This is a genomic window from Citrobacter rodentium NBRC 105723 = DSM 16636, assembly GCF_021278985.1.
GTDB classification, from domain to species: domain Bacteria; phylum Pseudomonadota; class Gammaproteobacteria; order Enterobacterales; family Enterobacteriaceae; genus Citrobacter_A; species Citrobacter_A rodentium.
In genome coordinates this window covers 692,738-712,252 of record NZ_CP082833.1, presented here as the reverse complement: position 1 = coordinate 712,252, position 19,515 = coordinate 692,738, and the positions used below count along the sequence as shown (strand labels likewise).

General features: G+C 48.0%; 17 protein-coding genes. 15 read left to right on the top strand and 2 right to left on the bottom strand.

Translation table 11 applies throughout. The features are described from left to right. The first annotated feature begins 43 nt into the window (after positions 1-43). From K7R23_RS03280 to opgB, 3 genes are all read left to right on the top strand, one after another. Entirely contained in the window at positions 44-1,009 is a 966-nt protein-coding gene (locus K7R23_RS03280) for a DMT family transporter (RefSeq protein ID WP_012908528.1), read from the top strand. 15 nt (positions 1,010-1,024) lie between these two features. Then, a complete protein-coding gene (gene cgtA, locus K7R23_RS03275) occupies positions 1,025-2,197 on the top strand; it encodes an Obg family GTPase CgtA (RefSeq protein ID WP_012908529.1) in 1,173 nt (390 codons plus the stop codon). 125 nt (positions 2,198-2,322) lie between these two features. After that, positions 2,323-4,647 carry a phosphatidylglycerol--membrane-oligosaccharide glycerophosphotransferase gene (gene opgB, locus K7R23_RS03270; RefSeq protein WP_012908530.1) on the top strand — a complete coding sequence of 775 codons (2,325 nt, stop codon included), beginning with the start codon at positions 2,323-2,325 and terminating at the stop codon, positions 4,645-4,647. A 31-nt stretch (positions 4,648-4,678) separates the two neighbouring features. Here the strand turns inward: opgB and dacB are convergent, their stop codons facing one another. After that, complete coding sequence (gene dacB / locus K7R23_RS03265; protein ID WP_012908531.1) at positions 4,679-6,112, bottom strand: serine-type D-Ala-D-Ala carboxypeptidase; 1,434 nt, start codon at positions 6,110-6,112, stop codon at positions 4,679-4,681. 243 nt (positions 6,113-6,355) lie between these two features. Here dacB and greA point away from each other — a divergent pair, with 243 nt between their 5' ends. After that, entirely contained in the window at positions 6,356-6,832 is a 477-nt protein-coding gene (gene greA / locus K7R23_RS03260) for a transcription elongation factor GreA (RefSeq protein ID WP_012908532.1), read from the top strand. 155 nt (positions 6,833-6,987) lie between these two features. Here greA and yhbY read toward each other — a convergent pair whose 3' ends face one another. Beyond that, entirely contained in the window at positions 6,988-7,281 is a 294-nt protein-coding gene (yhbY, locus tag K7R23_RS03255) for a ribosome assembly RNA-binding protein YhbY (RefSeq protein ID WP_024133059.1), read from the bottom strand. Between the two features lie 126 nt (positions 7,282-7,407). Between yhbY and rlmE the strand changes: the two genes are divergently transcribed. The 11 genes from rlmE to K7R23_RS03200 all read left to right on the top strand — a co-directional run bounded on the left by rlmE (position 7,408) and on the right by K7R23_RS03200 (position 19,403). After that, positions 7,408-8,037 (top strand): 23S rRNA (uridine(2552)-2'-O)-methyltransferase RlmE, encoded by a 630-nt coding sequence (rlmE, locus tag K7R23_RS03250; protein WP_012908534.1) that lies wholly within the window; start codon positions 7,408-7,410, stop codon positions 8,035-8,037. Positions 8,038-8,136: 99 nt separating this feature from the next. Then, positions 8,137-10,068: an ATP-dependent zinc metalloprotease FtsH gene (ftsH, locus tag K7R23_RS03245; RefSeq protein WP_012908535.1), complete on the top strand. Its 1,932-nt coding sequence runs from the start codon at positions 8,137-8,139 to the stop codon at positions 10,066-10,068. Between the two features lie 86 nt (positions 10,069-10,154). Next, positions 10,155-11,003 carry a dihydropteroate synthase gene (folP, locus tag K7R23_RS03240; protein ID WP_012908536.1) on the top strand — a complete coding sequence of 283 codons (849 nt, stop codon included), beginning with the start codon at positions 10,155-10,157 and terminating at the stop codon, positions 11,001-11,003. Beyond that, the gene (gene glmM, locus K7R23_RS03235; RefSeq protein ID WP_012908537.1) at positions 10,996-12,333 is read left to right on the top strand and encodes a phosphoglucosamine mutase; all 1,338 of its coding nucleotides are present in this window, start codon (positions 10,996-10,998) and stop codon (positions 12,331-12,333) included. The genes folP and glmM overlap by 8 nt, the downstream gene beginning before the upstream one ends. Positions 12,334-12,733: 400 nt before the next feature. Next, positions 12,734-13,450 (top strand): type IV pilus major pilin, encoded by a 717-nt coding sequence (locus K7R23_RS03230; protein ID WP_012908538.1) that lies wholly within the window; start codon positions 12,734-12,736, stop codon positions 13,448-13,450. Positions 13,451-13,568: 118 nt separating this feature from the next. Next, positions 13,569-15,452, top strand: coding sequence for a prepilin-type N-terminal cleavage/methylation domain-containing protein (locus tag K7R23_RS03225; protein WP_012908539.1), 1,884 nt, complete (start codon positions 13,569-13,571; stop codon positions 15,450-15,452). Between the two features lie 30 nt (positions 15,453-15,482). Beyond that, positions 15,483-15,914 (top strand): TcpQ domain-containing protein, encoded by a 432-nt coding sequence (locus K7R23_RS03220; RefSeq protein WP_012908540.1) that lies wholly within the window; start codon positions 15,483-15,485, stop codon positions 15,912-15,914. A gap of 7 nt (positions 15,915-15,921) precedes the next feature. Further along, on the top strand, positions 15,922-17,391 hold the full coding sequence (locus K7R23_RS03215) for a hypothetical protein (RefSeq protein WP_012908541.1): 1,470 nt from the start codon (positions 15,922-15,924) through the stop codon (positions 17,389-17,391). 12 nt (positions 17,392-17,403) lie between these two features. Next, entirely contained in the window at positions 17,404-17,946 is a 543-nt protein-coding gene (locus K7R23_RS03210; RefSeq protein ID WP_012908542.1) for a hypothetical protein, read from the top strand. A 3-nt stretch (positions 17,947-17,949) separates the two neighbouring features. Next, positions 17,950-18,846, top strand: coding sequence for a flagellar basal body-associated FliL family protein (locus K7R23_RS03205; RefSeq protein ID WP_012908543.1), 897 nt, complete (start codon positions 17,950-17,952; stop codon positions 18,844-18,846). Beyond that, the gene (locus tag K7R23_RS03200) at positions 18,834-19,403 is read left to right on the top strand and encodes a hypothetical protein (protein ID WP_012908544.1); all 570 of its coding nucleotides are present in this window, start codon (positions 18,834-18,836) and stop codon (positions 19,401-19,403) included. The genes K7R23_RS03205 and K7R23_RS03200 overlap by 13 nt, the downstream gene beginning before the upstream one ends. Positions 19,404-19,515 lie beyond the last annotated feature (112 nt).

The following is a 19,515-nucleotide window of genomic DNA, read 5'->3' as shown; positions in this document are numbered from 1 at the left end:
ACCGTTTCGTACCGGCTAACGAGTCTTTGCAGGGAAAACGGGCATGAAGCAGCAGGCTGGCATTGGCATTCTTTTGGCGCTCACCACCGCAATGTGTTGGGGAGCCTTACCAATTGCAATGAAACAGGTGCTGGAGGTGATGGAGCCTCCTACCATCGTGTTTTACCGTTTTTTGATGGCCAGTATTGGTCTCGGAGCGATTCTGGCCGTAAAGCGCAAGCTTCCGCCGCTGCGAATCTTTCGTAAGCCGCGCTGGCTGGTGCTGCTGGCGATTGCTACCGGCGGCCTCTTCGGTAACTTCATCCTGTTCAGCTCTTCTTTACAGTACCTGAGCCCGACGGCCTCGCAGGTCATCGGACAGCTATCGCCAGTGGGCATGATGGTCGCCAGCGTATTTATTCTGAAAGAGAAAATGCGCGGTACGCAGGTAATCGGCGCAATAATGCTCCTGAGCGGGCTGGTCATGTTTTTTAATACCAGCCTGGCCGAAATCTTTACCAGACTCACCGATTATACCTGGGGAGTGATTTTTGGCGTCGGTGCGGCGATGGTCTGGGTGAGCTATGGCGTCGCACAGAAGGTGTTGTTGCGGCGGCTGGCCTCACCGCAAATTCTGTTTTTACTGTACACTTTATGTACGATAGCGCTGTTGCCGCTGGCAAAACCCGGCGTGATAGCGCAGCTCAGCGACTGGCAGCTTGCCTGTCTGGTTTTCTGCGGGCTGAATACGCTGGTAGGATATGGCGCCCTGGCGGAAGCGATGGCGCGCTGGCAGGCGGCGCAGGTAAGCGCGATTATCACGCTTACGCCGCTGTTTACGCTGTTATTTTCAGATCTTTTATCTGTGGCCTGGCCCGATTTCTTCGCCAGACCGATGTTAAACCTTTTAGGTTATCTCGGTGCGTTTGTCGTGGTTGCGGGCGCGATGTACTCCGCCATTGGTCATCGAATTTGGGGCGGATTACGCAAGCATGAACCGGTGGTATCGCAACCCCGCTCAGGCGAATGATTTACGGAGAGTAAAATGAAGTTTGTTGATGAAGCAACGATTCTGGTCGTTGCAGGCGATGGCGGCAATGGTTGCGTGAGCTTCCGCCGTGAGAAATACATCCCGAAAGGCGGCCCGGACGGCGGCGACGGGGGAGACGGGGGGGATGTCTGGCTGGAAGCGGACGAAAACCTGAACACCCTGATCGACTATCGTTTCGAAAAATCTTTCCGTGCCGAACGCGGGCAGAATGGCGCCAGCCGTGACTGTACCGGAAAACGCGGCAAAGACGTCACGATCAAAGTGCCGGTAGGAACGCGTGTTATCGATCAGGGCACTGGCGAAACCATGGGCGATATGACCAAACATGGTCAGCGTCTGATGGTGGCGAAGGGCGGCTGGCATGGTCTGGGCAATACCCGCTTTAAATCGTCGGTAAACCGTACGCCGCGTCAGAAAACGATGGGAACGCCGGGCGATAAGCGCGATCTGCTGCTGGAACTGATGCTACTGGCGGATGTCGGTATGCTGGGGATGCCAAACGCCGGTAAATCGACCTTTATTCGCGCAGTGTCTGCGGCAAAACCGAAAGTGGCGGATTACCCGTTCACCACTCTGGTGCCGAGCCTGGGTGTCGTGCGTATGGACAGCGAGAAGAGTTTCGTGGTCGCGGATATTCCGGGACTGATTGAAGGTGCATCTGAAGGCGCAGGGCTGGGAATTCGCTTCCTGAAGCATCTGGAACGCTGCCGCGTGCTGCTGCATCTCATCGACATAGATCCTGTCGACGGCTCCGATCCGGTAGAAAACGCCCGTATCATTATTGGCGAGCTGGAAAAATACAGCCAGGATCTGGCGTCCAAGCCGCGCTGGCTGGTGTTCAACAAAATCGATTTGCTGGATCAGGACGAAGCGGAAGAGAAAGCGAAAGCAATCGCGCAGGCGCTGGGCTGGGAAGATAAATATTATCTGATCTCTGCCGCCAGTCAGCTGGGCGTGAAGGAACTCTGCTGGGATGTGATGACCTTTATCATCGAAAACCCGATCGTTCAGGCTGAAGAAGCGAAGCAGCCGGAAAAAGTTGAATTTATGTGGGATGACTACCATCGCCAGCAGCTCGCGGAAGTGGAAGACGAAGCGGATGATGACTGGGATGACGACTGGGACGAAGACGACGAAGAAGGCGTCGAGTTCATTTATAAGCGTTAATCGTAAGGGCTGGTTTTACCAGCCCTTTTCTTTATAAATTCTGAAAATAGTATTAGTGATGTACTTACCTGCCAATAAGCAAATATAATTGCGCTCTTTTCGGGAAATTATATTGAGTTGGGGTAATGGAATACTCATACGCGGCAATAATTCTTTCAATATGGTCAATGGCTTTGGCTATACTTATTTATAAATATAAAAGCGTTCAGCTTAGATATGTCACATTCTTTATTTTGCTTTCTGAATGCATAGTTTTATTACTAACTATATTTTGGTTTGCATGTTATTATTTTACTGGGGAAGGTGTAAATGATGCGGTTATCTTTACTCTGACTAGAACTCTTTATGGTGCTGATTTCGCTAATTATATTGTGCCATTTATTATAACCGTTTTATTAATGTTGCTGATTTTACTGTTTACATTTAAATTTTTAAAAACAAATATTTTTTTAGGAAAAAGAAAACGAAACTGGACAATGGTAGCTGTTTTGCTGGCATTTTTCGCGGTGGGAGTTTCTCCCACTTTATTACAGTTGGCTAACTATAATGACCCTCCTGAAAAAGTAGATGGTTCCGACTTTACGCAATACTATATAACACCTGCAACAAAAATAAATAACCCACAATTCAATTTAGTATATATCTATGCAGAAAGCCTTGAAGGGACATATTTTAATGATGAGATTTTCCCAGGTTTATTACCAGATTTAGCTTTACTCAAGCAGAATGGAGTAGATTTTAGTGGCACTGAACAATATCCCGCTACCGACTTTACAATTGCGGGAATTGTCGCTTCGCAATGCGGCCTGCCTCTTATGGCACCAACCGATTTAAGCGGTAAGAAGGCAAGTCAGGGCTTCTTTTCATCATCAGTATGTCTTGGTGATATTCTGAAAAAGTCAGGCTATGAAACCTGGTTTATGCAAGGGGCTAATTTACGTTTTGCTGATAAAGATGTGTTTTTCAAAACCCATGGAATTGAGCATGCCTGGGGATTAGTTGAATCGGGGTTAGATAAAAATTTTACGTTACAAAATGGCTGGGGGCTGTATGATGATGTTCTTTTGGAAAAAGTCTGGCAAAAGTTCGAATATCTTTCCAGGCAAAAGCAACCCTTTGCTTTATTTACACTGACATTAGATACCCACCCACCTAAAGGTTTTATTCCTTCTACTTGTGCTATGAAGTATACAAAAGATGGTGAAGAGGTCGAGGCGTTGACATCTGTACTTTGTAGTCAGTATGAAATAGCGAAATTAATTAAACGCATACAGTCTTCACCTTGGGCGAAAAATACTATTATTATTCTTTCTTCCGATCATCTGGTGATGAATAACATGACCGTCGCTGTCGATTATCTTAATAAAATGTCGCGGCGTAATTTATTTGTTGTTTTTAAACAAGGGTTGTCGCCGAAAATTATATCTGATAAACGCAGCACTTTAGATAATGGCGCAACAGTACTCGAGCTTTTAGGGGGGGATAACGTATTGGGATTGGGAAGAAGTTCTTTGAGTGAACCTTCGCTGGCATCTATTTTTGATAATTTTAAAGATAAATTATTAGCATGGGGCCCAGCAATTCGGGCTCGGTGGGGCATTCCTGAAAGTATTAAAAATTTCAATATTGATCTCAAACGAAAAGTATTATTTTTCGATAACTTTGAATATCGTATCCCAGTTTTGCTTAAAATATCTCCTGAGAGAGTTTGGCCTGTCGTTGATGAAAGGGATGAACTGGGGGGGTCTCTACGAAGCACATTAGGTTTTTTACCTGAAGGGCATAAATTTATATGGATAGATCAGTGTTTTAAAATAGAGCCAGTATGGCAACCAGATAAACTGGTCACGACCGGATGGTGTATTGCTATGGGTAAAGCAGGTTACGCTACTCGTATTGTTAAATTAACTACAGAAAATTATTCTGATGTTTTAAGAGAATTTTCAGGTGAAACGGATCATGAGCGCTATCAGCATATCCAGAATCGCTTATTGCTTTCATCAAAAGACATTCGTTATCAGTCAGATCGGATAATATTTGCCGCAGACGGTATACCGGTATTTATTAAATCAATTGTAGGAATGGGACATCCTGAGCTATGGGGGCGCTGGTCAGACGCCAACCAGTCACCAGAGATAGTTATTACTTTTAACCAGCCATTACCCGAAAAATTTGATATAGAGATCAAAGCAAAAGCGTATGGTAAAAATATTGGTATACCAATCCCTGTTAAAATTGGATCGCATTCTCAAAATTTGATGCTTCAGGCTGAAACACAAACATCAATAGTACATATGGTTAACTCTGACAGGTTGAACACATTAACCATTACTCCCCCTTTTCCAGAACTTAGCAACGAGGGAAACGTTATCGGATTTCCTAAAAATGCTCCTCCACGGAAACTAGGAGTAGGTTTAACTGAGCTACGGATCATTCCGGTTAATGGATAAACATGAGGGGGATTTCATATCCCCCCACCATCTAGTTATTTTTATAAACATCCTTATACAACCGGCTTTCAAAACGCACCAGCGGGATGCGGCGGTTACGCTGATCGGCTGGCGCAACGGCGTAGCCAGACAGGTACTGCACAAACGCCATGCGTTGACCGCTGGCGGTCGTGATAAAACCTGCAAGGTTATATACGCCCTGTAACGATCCGGTTTTCGCCGACACTTTGCCATCCACGCCAGCCTGATGCAGTCCCGCCCGGTATTGCAGAGAACCGTCATAGCCCGCCAGCGGCAGCATAGAGATGAAATTCAGCTCATTGTCATGCTGAGCAATATATTGCAGCACCTGCATCATGGTTGCGGGGGATATCAGGTTATGACGCGAGAGGCCGGAACCGTCCGCGATAATCGTATTGCCAATATCGACGCCCGCCTGCTGGCGCAGGATCTGGCGTACGGCATCGGAACCTGCGCGCCAGGTGCCGGGTACGTTAAAACGCGCATGACCAATCATGCGAAAGACCGTGTCGGCAATCATATTGTCCGATTTTTTCAGCATAATCTTAAGAAGATCGTGCAGCGGTGCGGACTGTTTGCTGGTGACAACGCTTCCCGGTTCATTAACCTGCGTCTGGCGTAACAATGTGCCGCTATAGCTGATACCGGCCTGCTTTAATTCATCTTTCAGAATTGCGCCTGCATAGCTGGCTCCGTCCTGGATAGCGAAAGCCAGGGGGAGTGGTTCAGCGCGTTGCGGCAGACAGCCGGTTAATGTGAAGCGATTCAGATCGCCAGGCACCACGTCCAGTTCGCAATACTGAGCATCCGCGGAGCCGCGCGCAAGGGTGCGCACCTGACTGAACATGGTAACGGGATAGTAGGAAGCCACGCGAATGTAAGCCAAATCGTTGGGTTTTTGCGCGCTATAAAGTGAGACGGAGAAACAGTTTCGATCGACGATAGCAGCCGCGGGCGGAGCGCTGAAGCATTGCGTCATGTCGTTCCACGGCCAGCCAGGCGCTTTGTCATGACTGGCAAAAATCGACGTATCAATAAGGACATTACCGCTAATTTGCGTTACGCCCGATTTTTTCAGAGTCGCGACCATATTGCGAATATCCTGGCGTTTTAGAGTCGGATCGGCGCCAAATCTTGCCACTAAATCACCTTTCAGCACACCGGCTTCAACGTTGCCTTTGGTTTCCAGCGTCGTGGTAAAACGAAAGTCCGGACCGAGCTGGATGAGTGCCGCCAGCGCGGTGATCACTTTCTGCGTACTGGCTGGAAGCGCCATTTGCTGACTATGATAATCAATCGTGGGAACTGGTGAGCCGACCTTTTGTACCATAAGAGCAAGGTTGGCTCCGGGAGGAAGCTGATTGATGTACACATCGACGTTCGCGGCCTGAACGCTGAACGCTATACTGGTGGTCAATCCGATGATAAATCTGGAAAATCGCATAATCTCGCGCTAACAACCTGGAAACAAGCCGTCATACTACGGCGCAATGCCCAGGAAAGTAAACGATGACCCATAGGGAACTCCAGGGTAAAATGAGTATCAAAATGAAAATTGTAGCTGACCTGGGCCACTTCCCGGGTCGGTATTTTTTTGCTTCTGGCCTGGGTATGACCCTATACCGGGCAGGCTTAACAGCCGGGGTGGAGCGCCGCCCCCTACAGGAATGTTCAAGAGGTATAACAAATGCAAGCTATTCCGTTGACCTTACGCGGTGCAGAAAAACTACGCGAAGAGCTGGATTTTCTGAAGACTGTGCGTCGACCTGAAATTATCGCCGCCATTGCGGAAGCGCGTGAGCATGGCGATCTGAAAGAGAATGCGGAATATCACGCAGCGCGTGAGCAGCAGGGATTCTGCGAAGGTCGTATCAACGATATTGAAGCGAAACTGTCGAATGCGCAGGTGATTGACGTCACTAAAATGCCTAACAATGGTCGCGTCGTTTTCGGCGCCACGGTTACCGTTCTGAACCTCGACAGCGATGAAGAGCAGACCTGGCGTATCGTCGGGGATGATGAAGCCGATTTTAAACAGAATCTGATTTCCGTAAACTCGCCAATCGCCCGCGGTCTGATCGGTAAAGAACAGGATGACGTTGTGGTTATCAAAACGCCGGGCGGAGAAGTCGAGTACGAGATCACAAAGGTCGAGTACCTGTAAGAATTTCCCAATACTCAACTTGTTGATGTATTGTAAAGAAAGGAAAAAGGCCGCATAGCGGCCTTTTATCAACGAACAGAGCGTGGCATTTTGCTCTCTTGCCAGCGGGAAAGGCCTCGTTTTACACAGAAATGGTGTGCAACGGCAGGATATTCTTAGCGCGGCAGCGAGATTTTACGTTCTTTACCCGGACGGTAAAGGACCAGCATTTTACCGATGACCTGTACATTACAGGCGCCGGTTTCGCGCACGATAGCGTCCACGATCAGGGTTTTAGTTTCGCGATCTTCTGATGCGATTTTCACCTTGATAAGTTCGTGGTGCTCTAACGCTTGTTCAATCTCGGCCAGTACCCCTTCGGTCAAACCATTATTGCCAAGCATAACGACCGGCTTGAGCGGATGTGCCAGACCTTTCAGGTGCTGTTTTTGTTTAGTACTCAGATTCATCGTATATTTTTGCTTACGTTGGGATTGAAAACGGGTCATTCTACCGCCATCTCCCATATATCACCAAATGGTGCGTTGCAATTTACGCCATACGGCAACGATGTTCTGTCCCGACGGGAATGTTAAATGACAGGTAAAAAGCGTTCTGCCAGCTCGAGTCGCTGGCTTCAGGAACACTTTAGCGATAAATATGTTCAACAGGCGCAGAAAAAGGGGTTACGTTCCCGTGCCTGGTTTAAACTTGATGAAATACAGCAAAGTGACAAACTTTTTAAACCGGGAATGACGGTTGTCGATCTCGGCGCGGCGCCAGGCGGCTGGTCACAGTATGTGGTCTCGCAGATTGGCGGCAAAGGCCGTATCATCGCTTGCGATCTTTTACCTATGGATCCTATTGTTGGTGTGGACTTTCTTCAGGGCGATTTTCGTGATGAACTTGTTATGAAAGCGCTGCTGGAGCGCGTAGGCGACAGCAAAGTACAAGTTGTCATGTCAGATATGGCACCAAACATGAGCGGAACGCCGGCGGTGGATATCCCCCGCGCCATGTATCTGGTGGAACTGGCGCTAGAAATGTGTCGTGATGTATTAGCGCCGGGTGGAAGTTTTGTAGTTAAGGTGTTCCAGGGCGAAGGTTTCGATGAGTATCTAAGGGAAATTCGCTCCCTGTTTACGAAGGTTAAAGTTCGTAAACCGGACTCTTCACGCGCACGTTCGCGTGAAGTGTACATTGTAGCGACCGGGCGAAAACCATAACTGGTCGATTTCAGACGAAAGTTTGAAAGACGCTGGATATGGAGTATCCTGACGCTGTTTTTAACACAGTTGTAATAAGAGGTTAATCCCTTGAGTGACATGGCGAAAAACCTAATACTCTGGCTGGTCATTGCCGTTGTGCTGATGTCAGTATTCCAGAGCTTTGGGCCCAGCGAGTCTAATGGCCGTAAGGTGGATTACTCTACCTTCCTGCAAGAGGTCAACAACGACCAGGTTCGTGAAGCACGCATCAACGGACGTGAGATCAACGTTACCAAGAAAGATAGTAACCGTTACACGACCTACATTCCGGTAAACGATCCGAAGCTGCTGGATAACCTGCTGACGAAAAACGTCAAGGTTGTTGGCGAACCACCAGAAGAGCCGAGCCTGCTGGCTTCAATCTTTATTTCCTGGTTCCCGATGCTGCTGTTGATCGGCGTCTGGATCTTCTTCATGCGTCAGATGCAGGGCGGCGGTGGCAAAGGCGCCATGTCGTTCGGTAAGAGCAAGGCGCGCATGCTGACGGAAGATCAGATCAAAACCACGTTTGCCGACGTCGCAGGTTGTGATGAAGCGAAAGAAGAAGTGGGCGAACTGGTTGAATACCTGCGCGAGCCGAGCCGTTTCCAGAAACTGGGCGGTAAAATCCCGAAAGGCGTCCTGATGGTAGGCCCGCCGGGTACCGGTAAGACGTTGCTGGCAAAAGCGATTGCCGGTGAAGCGAAGGTGCCGTTCTTTACGATTTCCGGTTCTGACTTCGTGGAAATGTTCGTCGGTGTCGGCGCGTCTCGCGTACGTGACATGTTCGAGCAGGCCAAGAAAGCGGCGCCGTGCATCATCTTCATCGATGAAATCGACGCCGTAGGCCGCCAGCGTGGCGCAGGCTTGGGCGGTGGTCACGATGAGCGTGAACAGACCCTGAACCAGATGCTGGTAGAGATGGACGGTTTCGAAGGTAACGAAGGTATTATCGTTATCGCGGCGACTAACCGTCCGGACGTGCTTGACCCTGCGCTACTGCGTCCGGGCCGTTTTGACCGTCAGGTTGTGGTCGGTCTGCCGGACGTCCGTGGACGTGAACAGATTCTGAAGGTGCATATGCGTCGCGTACCGCTGGCGCCGGATATCGATGCGGCGATCATCGCTCGCGGTACGCCGGGCTTCTCGGGCGCGGACCTGGCTAACCTGGTGAACGAAGCCGCCTTGTTCGCGGCACGTGGCAACAAGCGCGTCGTGTCGATGGTCGAGTTTGAAAAAGCGAAAGACAAAATCATGATGGGCGCGGAACGCCGCTCCATGGTGATGACGGAAGCGCAGAAAGAATCGACCGCTTACCACGAAGCCGGTCACGCAATTATTGGTCGCCTGGTGCCGGAACACGATCCGGTGCATAAAGTGACCATTATTCCGCGCGGACGTGCGCTCGGCGTGACCTTCTTCCTGCCTGAAGGCGACGCGATCAGCGCCAGCCGTCAGAAACTGGAAAGCCAGATCTCCACGCTGTATGGCGGTCGTCTGGCAGAGGAGATCATCTACGGCGTGGAACATGTTTCTACCGGTGCGTCGAACGATATTAAAGTCGCGACGAACCTGGCGCGTAACATGGTGACTCAGTGGGGCTTCTCCGAAAAACTCGGTCCGCTGCTGTATGCGGAAGAAGAGGGTGAAGTGTTCCTCGGACGCAGCGTGGCGAAAGCCAAGCATATGTCCGATGAAACCGCGCGCATTATCGATCAGGAAGTGAAAGCGCTGATTGAACGTAACTATAATCGCGCGCGTCAGCTTCTGAATGACAACATGGACATCCTGCACGCGATGAAAGATGCGCTCATGAAATATGAAACCATCGATGCGCCGCAGATTGACGACCTGATGGCGCGCCGCGACGTTCGTCCGCCAGCGGGTTGGGAAGAGCCTGTGTCTAACAACTCTGACAATAATGGCACGCCTCGTGCGCCGCGTCCGGTCGATGAACCACGTACGCCGAACCCGGGTAACACCATGTTTGAGCAGTTTAGCGACAAGTAAGCTCATCAGTGTAGATGGCTGCGTTTTACTGAAAACCCCGGGGCTTGCTCCGGGGTTTTTTTATTAATTGATATACGGATAACACCATGAAACTCTTTGCCCAGGGCACTTCACTGGATCTGAGATACCCACACGTAATGGGGATCCTTAACGTCACTCCCGATTCGTTCTCCGATGGCGGAGCGCATAACAGCTTAATTGAGGCTGTAAAACACGCGAATCTGATGATTAACGCCGGAGCGACCATCATTGATGTCGGCGGCGAATCCACGCGCCCTGGCGCCGCAGAGGTGAGCGTAGAGGAGGAATTGCAGCGTGTCATTCCGGTTGTCGAAGCGATTGCGCAGCGCTTTGAAGTCTGGATTTCCGTGGATACCTCCAAACCTGAAGTGATCCGGGAATCGGCAAGAGTGGGCGCTCACATTATCAATGATATTCGCTCGCTTTCTGAACCCGGTGCGCTGGAAGCTGCGGCGGAAACTGGCCTACCCGTCTGTTTAATGCATATGCAGGGGCAGCCAAAAACGATGCAGATGGCGCCTGAATATGACGATGTGTTTGTTGAGGTAAATCGCTACTTTATTGAGCAAATAGCGCGTTGTGAAAGGGCAGGCATCGCAAAAGAGAAATTGTTGCTCGACCCCGGCTTTGGTTTCGGTAAAAATCTCTCCCATAACTATACATTACTGGCGCGTCTGGCTGAATTTCACCATTTTAACCTGCCGCTGCTGGTGGGCATGTCACGTAAATCGATGGTAGGTCAACTGCTCAACGTGGGACCCGCTGAGCGTCTGAGCGGGAGCCTGGCCTGTGCGGTCATTGCGGCCATGCAGGGAGCGCAAATCATTCGCGTCCATGATGTCAAAGAAACCGTAGAAGCGATGCGTGTGGTGGAAGCCACATTGTCTGCAAAGGAAAACAAACGCTATGAGTAACCGTAAATATTTTGGTACTGATGGGATTCGAGGTCGCGTTGGCGACGCGCCGATCACCCCTGATTTTGTCCTTAAGCTGGGCTGGGCGGCAGGGAAAGTCCTTGCGCGTCATGGCTCACGTAAAATCATCATCGGCAAAGATACCCGTATTTCCGGTTACATGCTGGAATCGGCCCTTGAAGCGGGGCTGGCTGCGGCAGGCTTATCCGCGTCCTTTACCGGCCCGATGCCGACGCCGGCGGTCGCCTATCTGACGCGCACTTTCCGCGCCGAGGCCGGGATCGTCATCTCCGCGTCGCATAACCCGTTCTATGATAACGGTATTAAATTCTTTTCTATTGACGGCACCAAGCTGCCGGATGACGTAGAAGAGGCCATCGAAGCGGAGATGGAAAAAGAGATCACCTGCGTGGATTCCGCAGAGCTGGGGAAAGCCAGCCGGATCGTGGACGCGGCTGGGCGCTATATTGAATTCTGCAAAGGCACCTTTCCGAATGAGTTGAGTCTGAACGAGTTAAAAATCGTCGTGGACTGCGCCAACGGCGCGACCTATCACATCGCGCCAAATGTGTTACGCGAACTGGGAGCGAAGGTCATTGCGATTGGTTGCGAACCCAACGGCGTGAACATTAATGAACAAGTCGGCGCGACCGATGTGCGTGCGTTGCAGGCGCGCGTGGTGGCGGAAAAGGCCGATCTGGGGATCGCTCTGGATGGCGACGGCGATCGCATAATTATGGTCGACCATGAGGGAAACAAGGTCGATGGCGATCAGATCATGTATATCATCGCGCGCGAGGCGCTGCGTCAGGGACAGCTGCGCGGCGGCGCTGTCGGTACGCTGATGAGCAACATGGGGCTGGAGCTGGCGCTGAAACAACTGGGTATACCGTTTACCCGGGCGAAAGTGGGCGATCGCTACGTGCTGGAAAAAATGCAGGAAAAAGGCTGGCGCATTGGTGCGGAAAATTCAGGCCACGTTATTCTGCTGGATAAAACCACTACAGGCGACGGTATCGTCGCTGGATTACAGGTGCTCGCGGCGATGGTGCGCAATCATATGAGCCTTCACGATCTGTGCAGCGGTATGAAGATGTTCCCGCAGGTTCTGGTTAATGTGCGTTACACCGCAGGCAGCGGTAATCCACTGGAAAACGAAACGGTGAAAGCGGTCACGGCGGAAGTTGAAGCGGCATTAGGTAACCGTGGACGTGTGCTGCTGCGTAAATCGGGTACAGAGCCATTAATTCGCGTGATGGTTGAAGGCGAGGATGAGGCGCAGGTGACGGAATTTGCTCACCGTATCGCGGATGCCGTCAAAGCGGTTTAACGCTGTAAGCGTAACAAAAAGATTAATATAGTTTATTAATTATATATTGCTGAGCGCCCGGTGAATTTACCGGGCGTTTTTTATTGCCTGACGAACAGGTAGGAATTGCAGAATAAAACAAAGGGTTGCGATACTTCAAAAAAACGGAGTTAATAAGGGTGAAAGCATTATTTTTATAAAAATTTATTGGTTTATATAAGCTAATACATTGTCTTTGAGTCGAATAATAGGTTGCGGTTATTTTATCTATTTTCTTATAAATTGTGGTAATGAAATAATCATCATAAATATAAATATATTCTTAGATTTTCGCCATTTCATTGCCTCATTTATTTTGGGGGCTAAACTACTCCGGCAAGATTTAATCTTGTTTAATAACAGTATTAATAAGGGCATATAAATGGATACTATGGTTTTAGATTTAAAAGGAAATGTGGCCCGTAAGGTCGCTAAATTAAAAGAGATGAAGAAACAGCGTGGTGTTACGCTGTTGGAAATCATCATTGTATTGGGAATCATCGGTGTTATCGCTGCTGGTGTGGTTATCCTGGCGCAACGTGCTTTTACAGCACAGGATCTGTCTGCCGTTCAGGATGATTTAACCAGCGTACGTACCGCGATGAATGAGGCTTATAAAGATCAGGCGGAATATCCGGCGCAAACTGACTCTATTTTAACTCTCTCAAAGTCCACCATTGGTGATACTACTGTAAGTAATGCTTCACCAATTGCAACGCTGGTACGGTTGGGGAAAATTTCTGCTGACGAAGCGTTCAACGGTTTTTCCAATGATGCTTTCCAGATCGCTAACGCACAAACAGATTCTTCCAGCTCCCAGAAAAAAGGCTTTGTTGTTATGGTGAATGGTCTGGCTTCAGAAGAGTGTCGTAATCTGATTTCCCAGATGGGTAACCAGTGGGATTATGTAGAAGCAGTCAATACCAATGCGGCAGCAGGTTCTGAGCCTACTATCACTGGTAAGGATTTCAGTGTTGGTAAAAGTGGTGCGATTCTTAAGACTCTGACTTCTGGAGAAATTGCGCCTGCTGATATTGTTGCAGATGGTGTCTGCGATGGTCAGGGCTCTGTTAACGGCGTTATCTTTGGTAGCAAATAATTCTTCAGTTATTATCTAAATTAGAGGTTTTTCTTTTTTAGAATAAAAATAAGTGGCTATTTAGCGTAAATAGCCACTTAATAGTTTCTGCACAACAGGAAGTTATTCAGGAAGGAATATGCGTCCGCGAAATAAAGCGTCAGGTTTTTCATTACTGGAAGTGATCGTCGTTCTGGCCATTGTCGGTGGCGCGTTGGTAATGTATACCAATTACGCTCGTAAACAGGCTGCGAAGGAGATGCGCCAGACCATAGCGAACGCGCTTGTCCAGGAAATGAAGGGCGTGGTAAATTATTTACGTGACGAAACGTTGCAAACCAAAGGAGGGGAGAAAGATAATCCTTTTTATGATAGCAACGGTGCCAGTGCTAATGACGCACATTATCGTTATCGTATTACGAACAGCGTTAACGATATTAATACCGGGAAGGCAACGGATTATTTTTTATGGGGTGATGACTTTAACGCCCAGAAACAACAGCGCTATTTGTTTATTAGTAAAAGTTGTAACACGTCGCTGAAATCAGAGTTTGAACTGACAACAGAGTATTTACCCTGTTCGCTGGTAACGGCTGCAGATAATCCAGCAGCGAAGATTGATCGTATTGGGTTTACCTCTGACGATTTAACCACACCGTCCAGCACCGTTTCCCGGATGGATGTTATCGTTGCTTTTGCGTATACGGATGGCGGAGATAAGTACAGCTTTGCGAACTATGCCTCTGCTTTTAACAACGCGCTGAACAATGCCGGTTTAATTGCTTCGCATATTATGATTGTCCGCCGGAAAACGTCAGTGGATGCCTGGCAACTGGTCACTAAAGCAGACGGTACAACGCCTGTGGAATTTTCTGACATGGCGTCGAATCTGAAACGTTTAGAGAAGGCTGGCGCGGGGCAACAGTTGGGCATTCGTTTGACCTTCGATATGAATGATAACGACAGCGGCAGCGGCGGCAATGCCGGCAATATGTGCTGGAACTCAACGGAAAGTAAGGTTGAGCTGTGTTATGACCAGGAGCCAGGAACCGGAGTACACGGCGAAGACAGAATTCTGGCGCTCAACATGACTGACCAGGAAGATCAGCGTGGCGATCGGGTGGCGGGTACGTTGAAAGCCAATCTGGTGATGGAAAACACCTCGCGGCCGGTTTTTATTTTTAAGCGCCGATATGGTGGCGATTTATGGCTTGCCGCTGACGGTAACCCGGAACGCTTTACGTACACGAACAACAATAATGAAGAGATTGAGGGCGAATTTTACCTGGATGATAATACCTCCAGTCGTCCCTGGAATGGTTATAGCATAAGAGGCTGGGACACTATATCAGATTATTATCCCTCCCGGGCTTATGATGCTTTTGAACTCGTTACTCCGTCGGTGAGCGAATATTCGGGAACTGAATATTCAATAAATGATATTACGGGTAAACAAAATTATATCGCGGAGTATGACGATAGCAATAAAATGTCTGGCTGGCATCGTTTTGCTGTACAGGCTTGTCCTGCTGTTGAACAGGAAATTATTCTACGTGACGCCAATGGTGAAGCGATACTGGACAATGAGGGCAATAAGAAAACAGTAAAAATTGTCAGAAAGTTATATCCGCGACTGTCTGCCAGTATCTCTTCCGTTTCTGCTTATAACGACGGTACTGGTACAGTTGATATGTATACTAAGCAGAGTGAGACGCGCAAAAGATTAAGAGACAGCAAAAAACTCGATATGCTTGGCGGAGTTACGGTGCAGGTAGAACTGGCCGAGCAGGATGTCTCACAAGGGATATCGGCCGATCATAACTCTGCCAGTAAATATATTTATCCTGGCGGCAAATATATCTGGGCTGTGACGGCGGTAATAGGTATGTATGATTCAGAAACGGGACTGGGGCATAGCATCGAAAATCCACCATTCATATCTTATGTTATTACAAAATGGTGTAGTACTATACCGCAATCTGGCACGCCTCAGGATTTATTAAGTACGACAACATATAAATAATGTTTATCTGATAAACAGAGGGAAGATAAAATGATTATCAGGAAAAACTGTCTGTTTCTATTGTCGGTAATGTTTTTGCCGCAGGTTCAGGCAAATAATAACAATGCTTCAGATATCCATACGGTCGCCTCCAGCGAAGTTTCCGGCGCGACTAATCATCAGTCTGCCAGAAATCCCTTTACGGGCGAGACTCAGAGTATGCTTTCCTCCGCAACGCCTTCTTTGATCATTCTGGAGAATAGCCTGCTCAGCCAGGAGATAGGTAAGTGGGTATCCGGTAATGGATATAAACTTTTCTGGAACAGTAAGAAAGACTACCGCGTTTATAACAGTATTACGTTGTCCGGAAAAAATGATGACGAAATACTGCAGGCGCTGGGGGAGCTTTTCTTCTCGGAGAATTATGGTCTGGTGGTTAAAAAGTATCAAAAAAACCGCGTGATTGTTATTGATGAAATGTAAAAAATAAATGGGTGCAGGGATGAAGATCAGAACAGGGCTGTTAATGCTAACGGTATTCCTTCAGGGGTGCGTCAGTGACTTTGAAAAAAAATATGATGCGACAAACCTGGTGCAGGAGCATTTCAAAGATGCCATCACACAGGATGAATCTAAAGCAAGGCCGTATATAAAGTACGAAGGTGCATTTATTGGCCAGAAAGTCGCTTACAGCCCTGAACAGCAACGCATCATGGCGAAACATGTCAAAATTTCCTCTTATGAGCCAGCAACGTTAGCTGTCATTATGGAGGCGGTCTCTGCGCAGACGGGGATTAGCTATCGTATCAATGACAGCTCGATGGGGGGAAAATCAGGGACGACAAAAGGTGATAATAGCTGGGATGTTGCCCGCAGCGTTAAATTCGATGGGACTTTTGAAGAGTTTATTCGCTATATTGCTTCTCTGTATGATGTAAGCCCAAAACTTGACGAACAAAACATATTGAAAATAAACGTTTTTGAAACATATGTTCTCAAGCTTGATTTTTACGGCGAAAATAATAAAACCGAAACCACTCTGGACCTTTCTGGCAACGAAGCAACCTCCAGCGGCGGCCTCACCGGAAAAACGGAGACTAAATTTGAGTCGTCCTTCTGGGATGATGTTGAGGATATGGCTAAAAATTATATATCCTCAGGTAATTATAACATTTTTAAAGATTCCTCTGTGCTAATGGTTAACTCCAGACCTTCTGAATACGAGGCGCTCAGTCAGGCATTAGATAAGTATAAGGCTGATAATAGCCGTCAGTTTATCGTTACCTACAAAATATTCACACTGGATAAAAATAAAGTTAAAGAGCTTTCAGCTGGATTAAAGCTTAATTTTGAAGATGGACATAACACGGTAAAAATCGGCTCAAGTTTACTGGATTCACTTACGGGTGGAATTTCAGCTGGCTGGAAAAACAGCAATGTTGACATCAATAGTGGGCTTGACGCGCTCTATAAGTTAACCGGTGACAGGTCAATACAAAGTGGTTCTTTTATCACGCGGAACAACATGGCTATTCCGCTGAATATGACCAAATCGCAGAATTATGTCTCCGGTAAAACGCGTACAACCGATGACAATGGTGAAGTGAATGTGGAAGTTGAAACTTCATCTGTCGTAACGGGCACCAGCTTTATTATTACGCCGCGCGTGCTTTCCGATGGCCGTATTGAAGTGGTAAGCGGTTTTACGAAGCGTTATCTGGAAGGTATCGATACATACGAAGATGTACAGCTGCCTAATGTGAGTACGACCGAGGCTTTCAACTCATCCATTATCATGCCTGGCGATCTGCTTATGGTAGCCAAATATGATGTGAAAGAAGAAAAGGGCGGACTTGAGTATCAGATCCTGGGCGTGGGCGATAAAAATGAGGATGAAGCGGCCACCGTCGTGATGGTCATTGGCGTCGATTACTATCGTCAGCCAATAACGTCGCGCTGATGAGAAAAGATCATGGATAAGCTCTTACATGACAATAACATCCTGACCGGTCTGCTCTGGGAACCCGTGTCCATGAGTCATCTGGAGCCCGGAGCGCAGGCCGCTTTTCGCGGTATGGTAAAAGCGAACCGCCGATTGGTTTATAAAGATGCAGAGGGGCATCTGGCAACAGGCTATTGCGAAAAAATCTCTACGCTTTATGAGCCCTTCGCGATTTATATAAAAGAGCTGTTTGGTGACGGGATCTATTTTTTCCATGGTGATGATAATTTCACCTATCTGCTGATTGTTAATAACGGCAGGATCGTCAGCGGGACCGACTGTTTTATCGAACGCAGCCTGTTTGATGAATTAATGCGCCATCCGGAACAGTATGAGCATCTGGAAATAACGCTGCTCACCGAAGTTCAGCTTTCCGTGGTGGTGGAAAAATGCCGGGCGCATCAGCTTTCCATGAAGCGGCGTCGCAGACTGATTATTAGCTCAATTCTGGCCGGTGGGATTATTTTTTTGGCACTCCTGGCGTTAGCACTCCATTTTCTGGTGGCGGGATAAGATATGCTGGAAGGTTTATATTTCTGGAAGAAAAAAAGTGGCACGACATCCCTGCTGCAAGTTATGGGGTGGTTGTTGATAATGATTGTACTGTCCGGTGGCGCAGGGGCAGGCTACTGGTATTATTTTATCAAATTGCCTGCCGATGAAATGAAGGCACAGCAGCAACAGGCTGCGCAGCAGTTACGTAAAGACATTGACTCCGTGCAGGACTGGTATGCAAAATCACTCGAAGGGGTAAGTATTGATTCAGCTCTCCGTTTACTGGACGAAATTCATCGTAGCATCCTCTCATTAAGTTTGATTCGGTTGCCAGCTGAAGATCTTGGTTATAACTGCTCAATGAAATTATGCAGTATGCATTTTGAGCTTCAGTCCGGAGCTATCTTAACGCAGCCGTCATTAACCTTTTTTGGTAAAACATATCTGGCATCTTTCCCTGTCGGGAAAGGAAAAAATAAAAAAGATGCGTTATCACTGGAATATAAGGATATGAAGTTTTCCATACCGAACCATGACGGGCTGAAGGCCTATAAAGCAAACAAACCGTTGGAGCTGCCTGCCTGTAATGATGTTATTTCGTACATTAAAACGTATAACTCTGTTATAGCTTCAGGTAAAAGCCGAAAGAAGAATGGTGAAATTGTTTTTAAATCGCTGCCAAAATCACCAGTAGGCGATCTGGAGAAAAGGTTAACTGGACAAGTTAAATCTTACGGGATGCTCTCTTCAGACTGGAGTATTGAGGTATCTGGAACTGGGGGACAATATGGTAGTTCTAAATTTTTAGCTCAGCTCGCCTTGTATAAACAAGCATATCGGGATGCTTTTTTAATCAGGAAGATTGAAACGGTGAAAGATGGAATTAAAATTTCCGGAGGATTAGTATGCAAAGCGTAAAATATTTCGGTGTGATTGTGGCATTAATGGTCAGCAGCGAGTTGGCGCTTGCGGCGCCGACTACGCAATTGCCGTCTGCGCCGCAGGCCGCAGAGAACGTTGCTTCAACCAGTAACATGCCGGAAAAAAGTCCTCCGCAGACGGAAAAAACTGCGCCGATAACGATGCAGGAACATCTCCAGCAGCTCGTTGAGGATGATTATGCTTATCAGTCGGCAAAGCGCAAACTGCAGAATGAAGTCGAACTGGAAAAGATGCGCAGTGAGATCCGTAAACTGCGCGGAGAGGATAAAAAAGCCCCGGCCGCACCTTTAGCGCCGGTACGTAAAGCAGAGCCTCAGGACAACGCAAAACGGTCGGCGCCTGTTGCCACAGTCATGCCGCATGTTGTACTGGAATCAGTCATTGGCGGACGTGCTCGCGTTGCTATTGTCAATCATGCAGGTGACCAGCTGCGTTATGCCGCACCAGGGGAAACATTCTCCATGGATGGACAGCAATACATTCTGCGAAGGGATAAAAACTCAGGGTTAAAAATTGAGGAAGTCATTCCGTGAGCGTTGGCTTTAAGCGAATCACGCCGGAAGAAACCCTTTCTGGTCTGTGGGAATATCATGAGTTTGAGGGCATTGGCATAAGCGCGTCTCCGGTTCAGGGAGAGGGCGAATA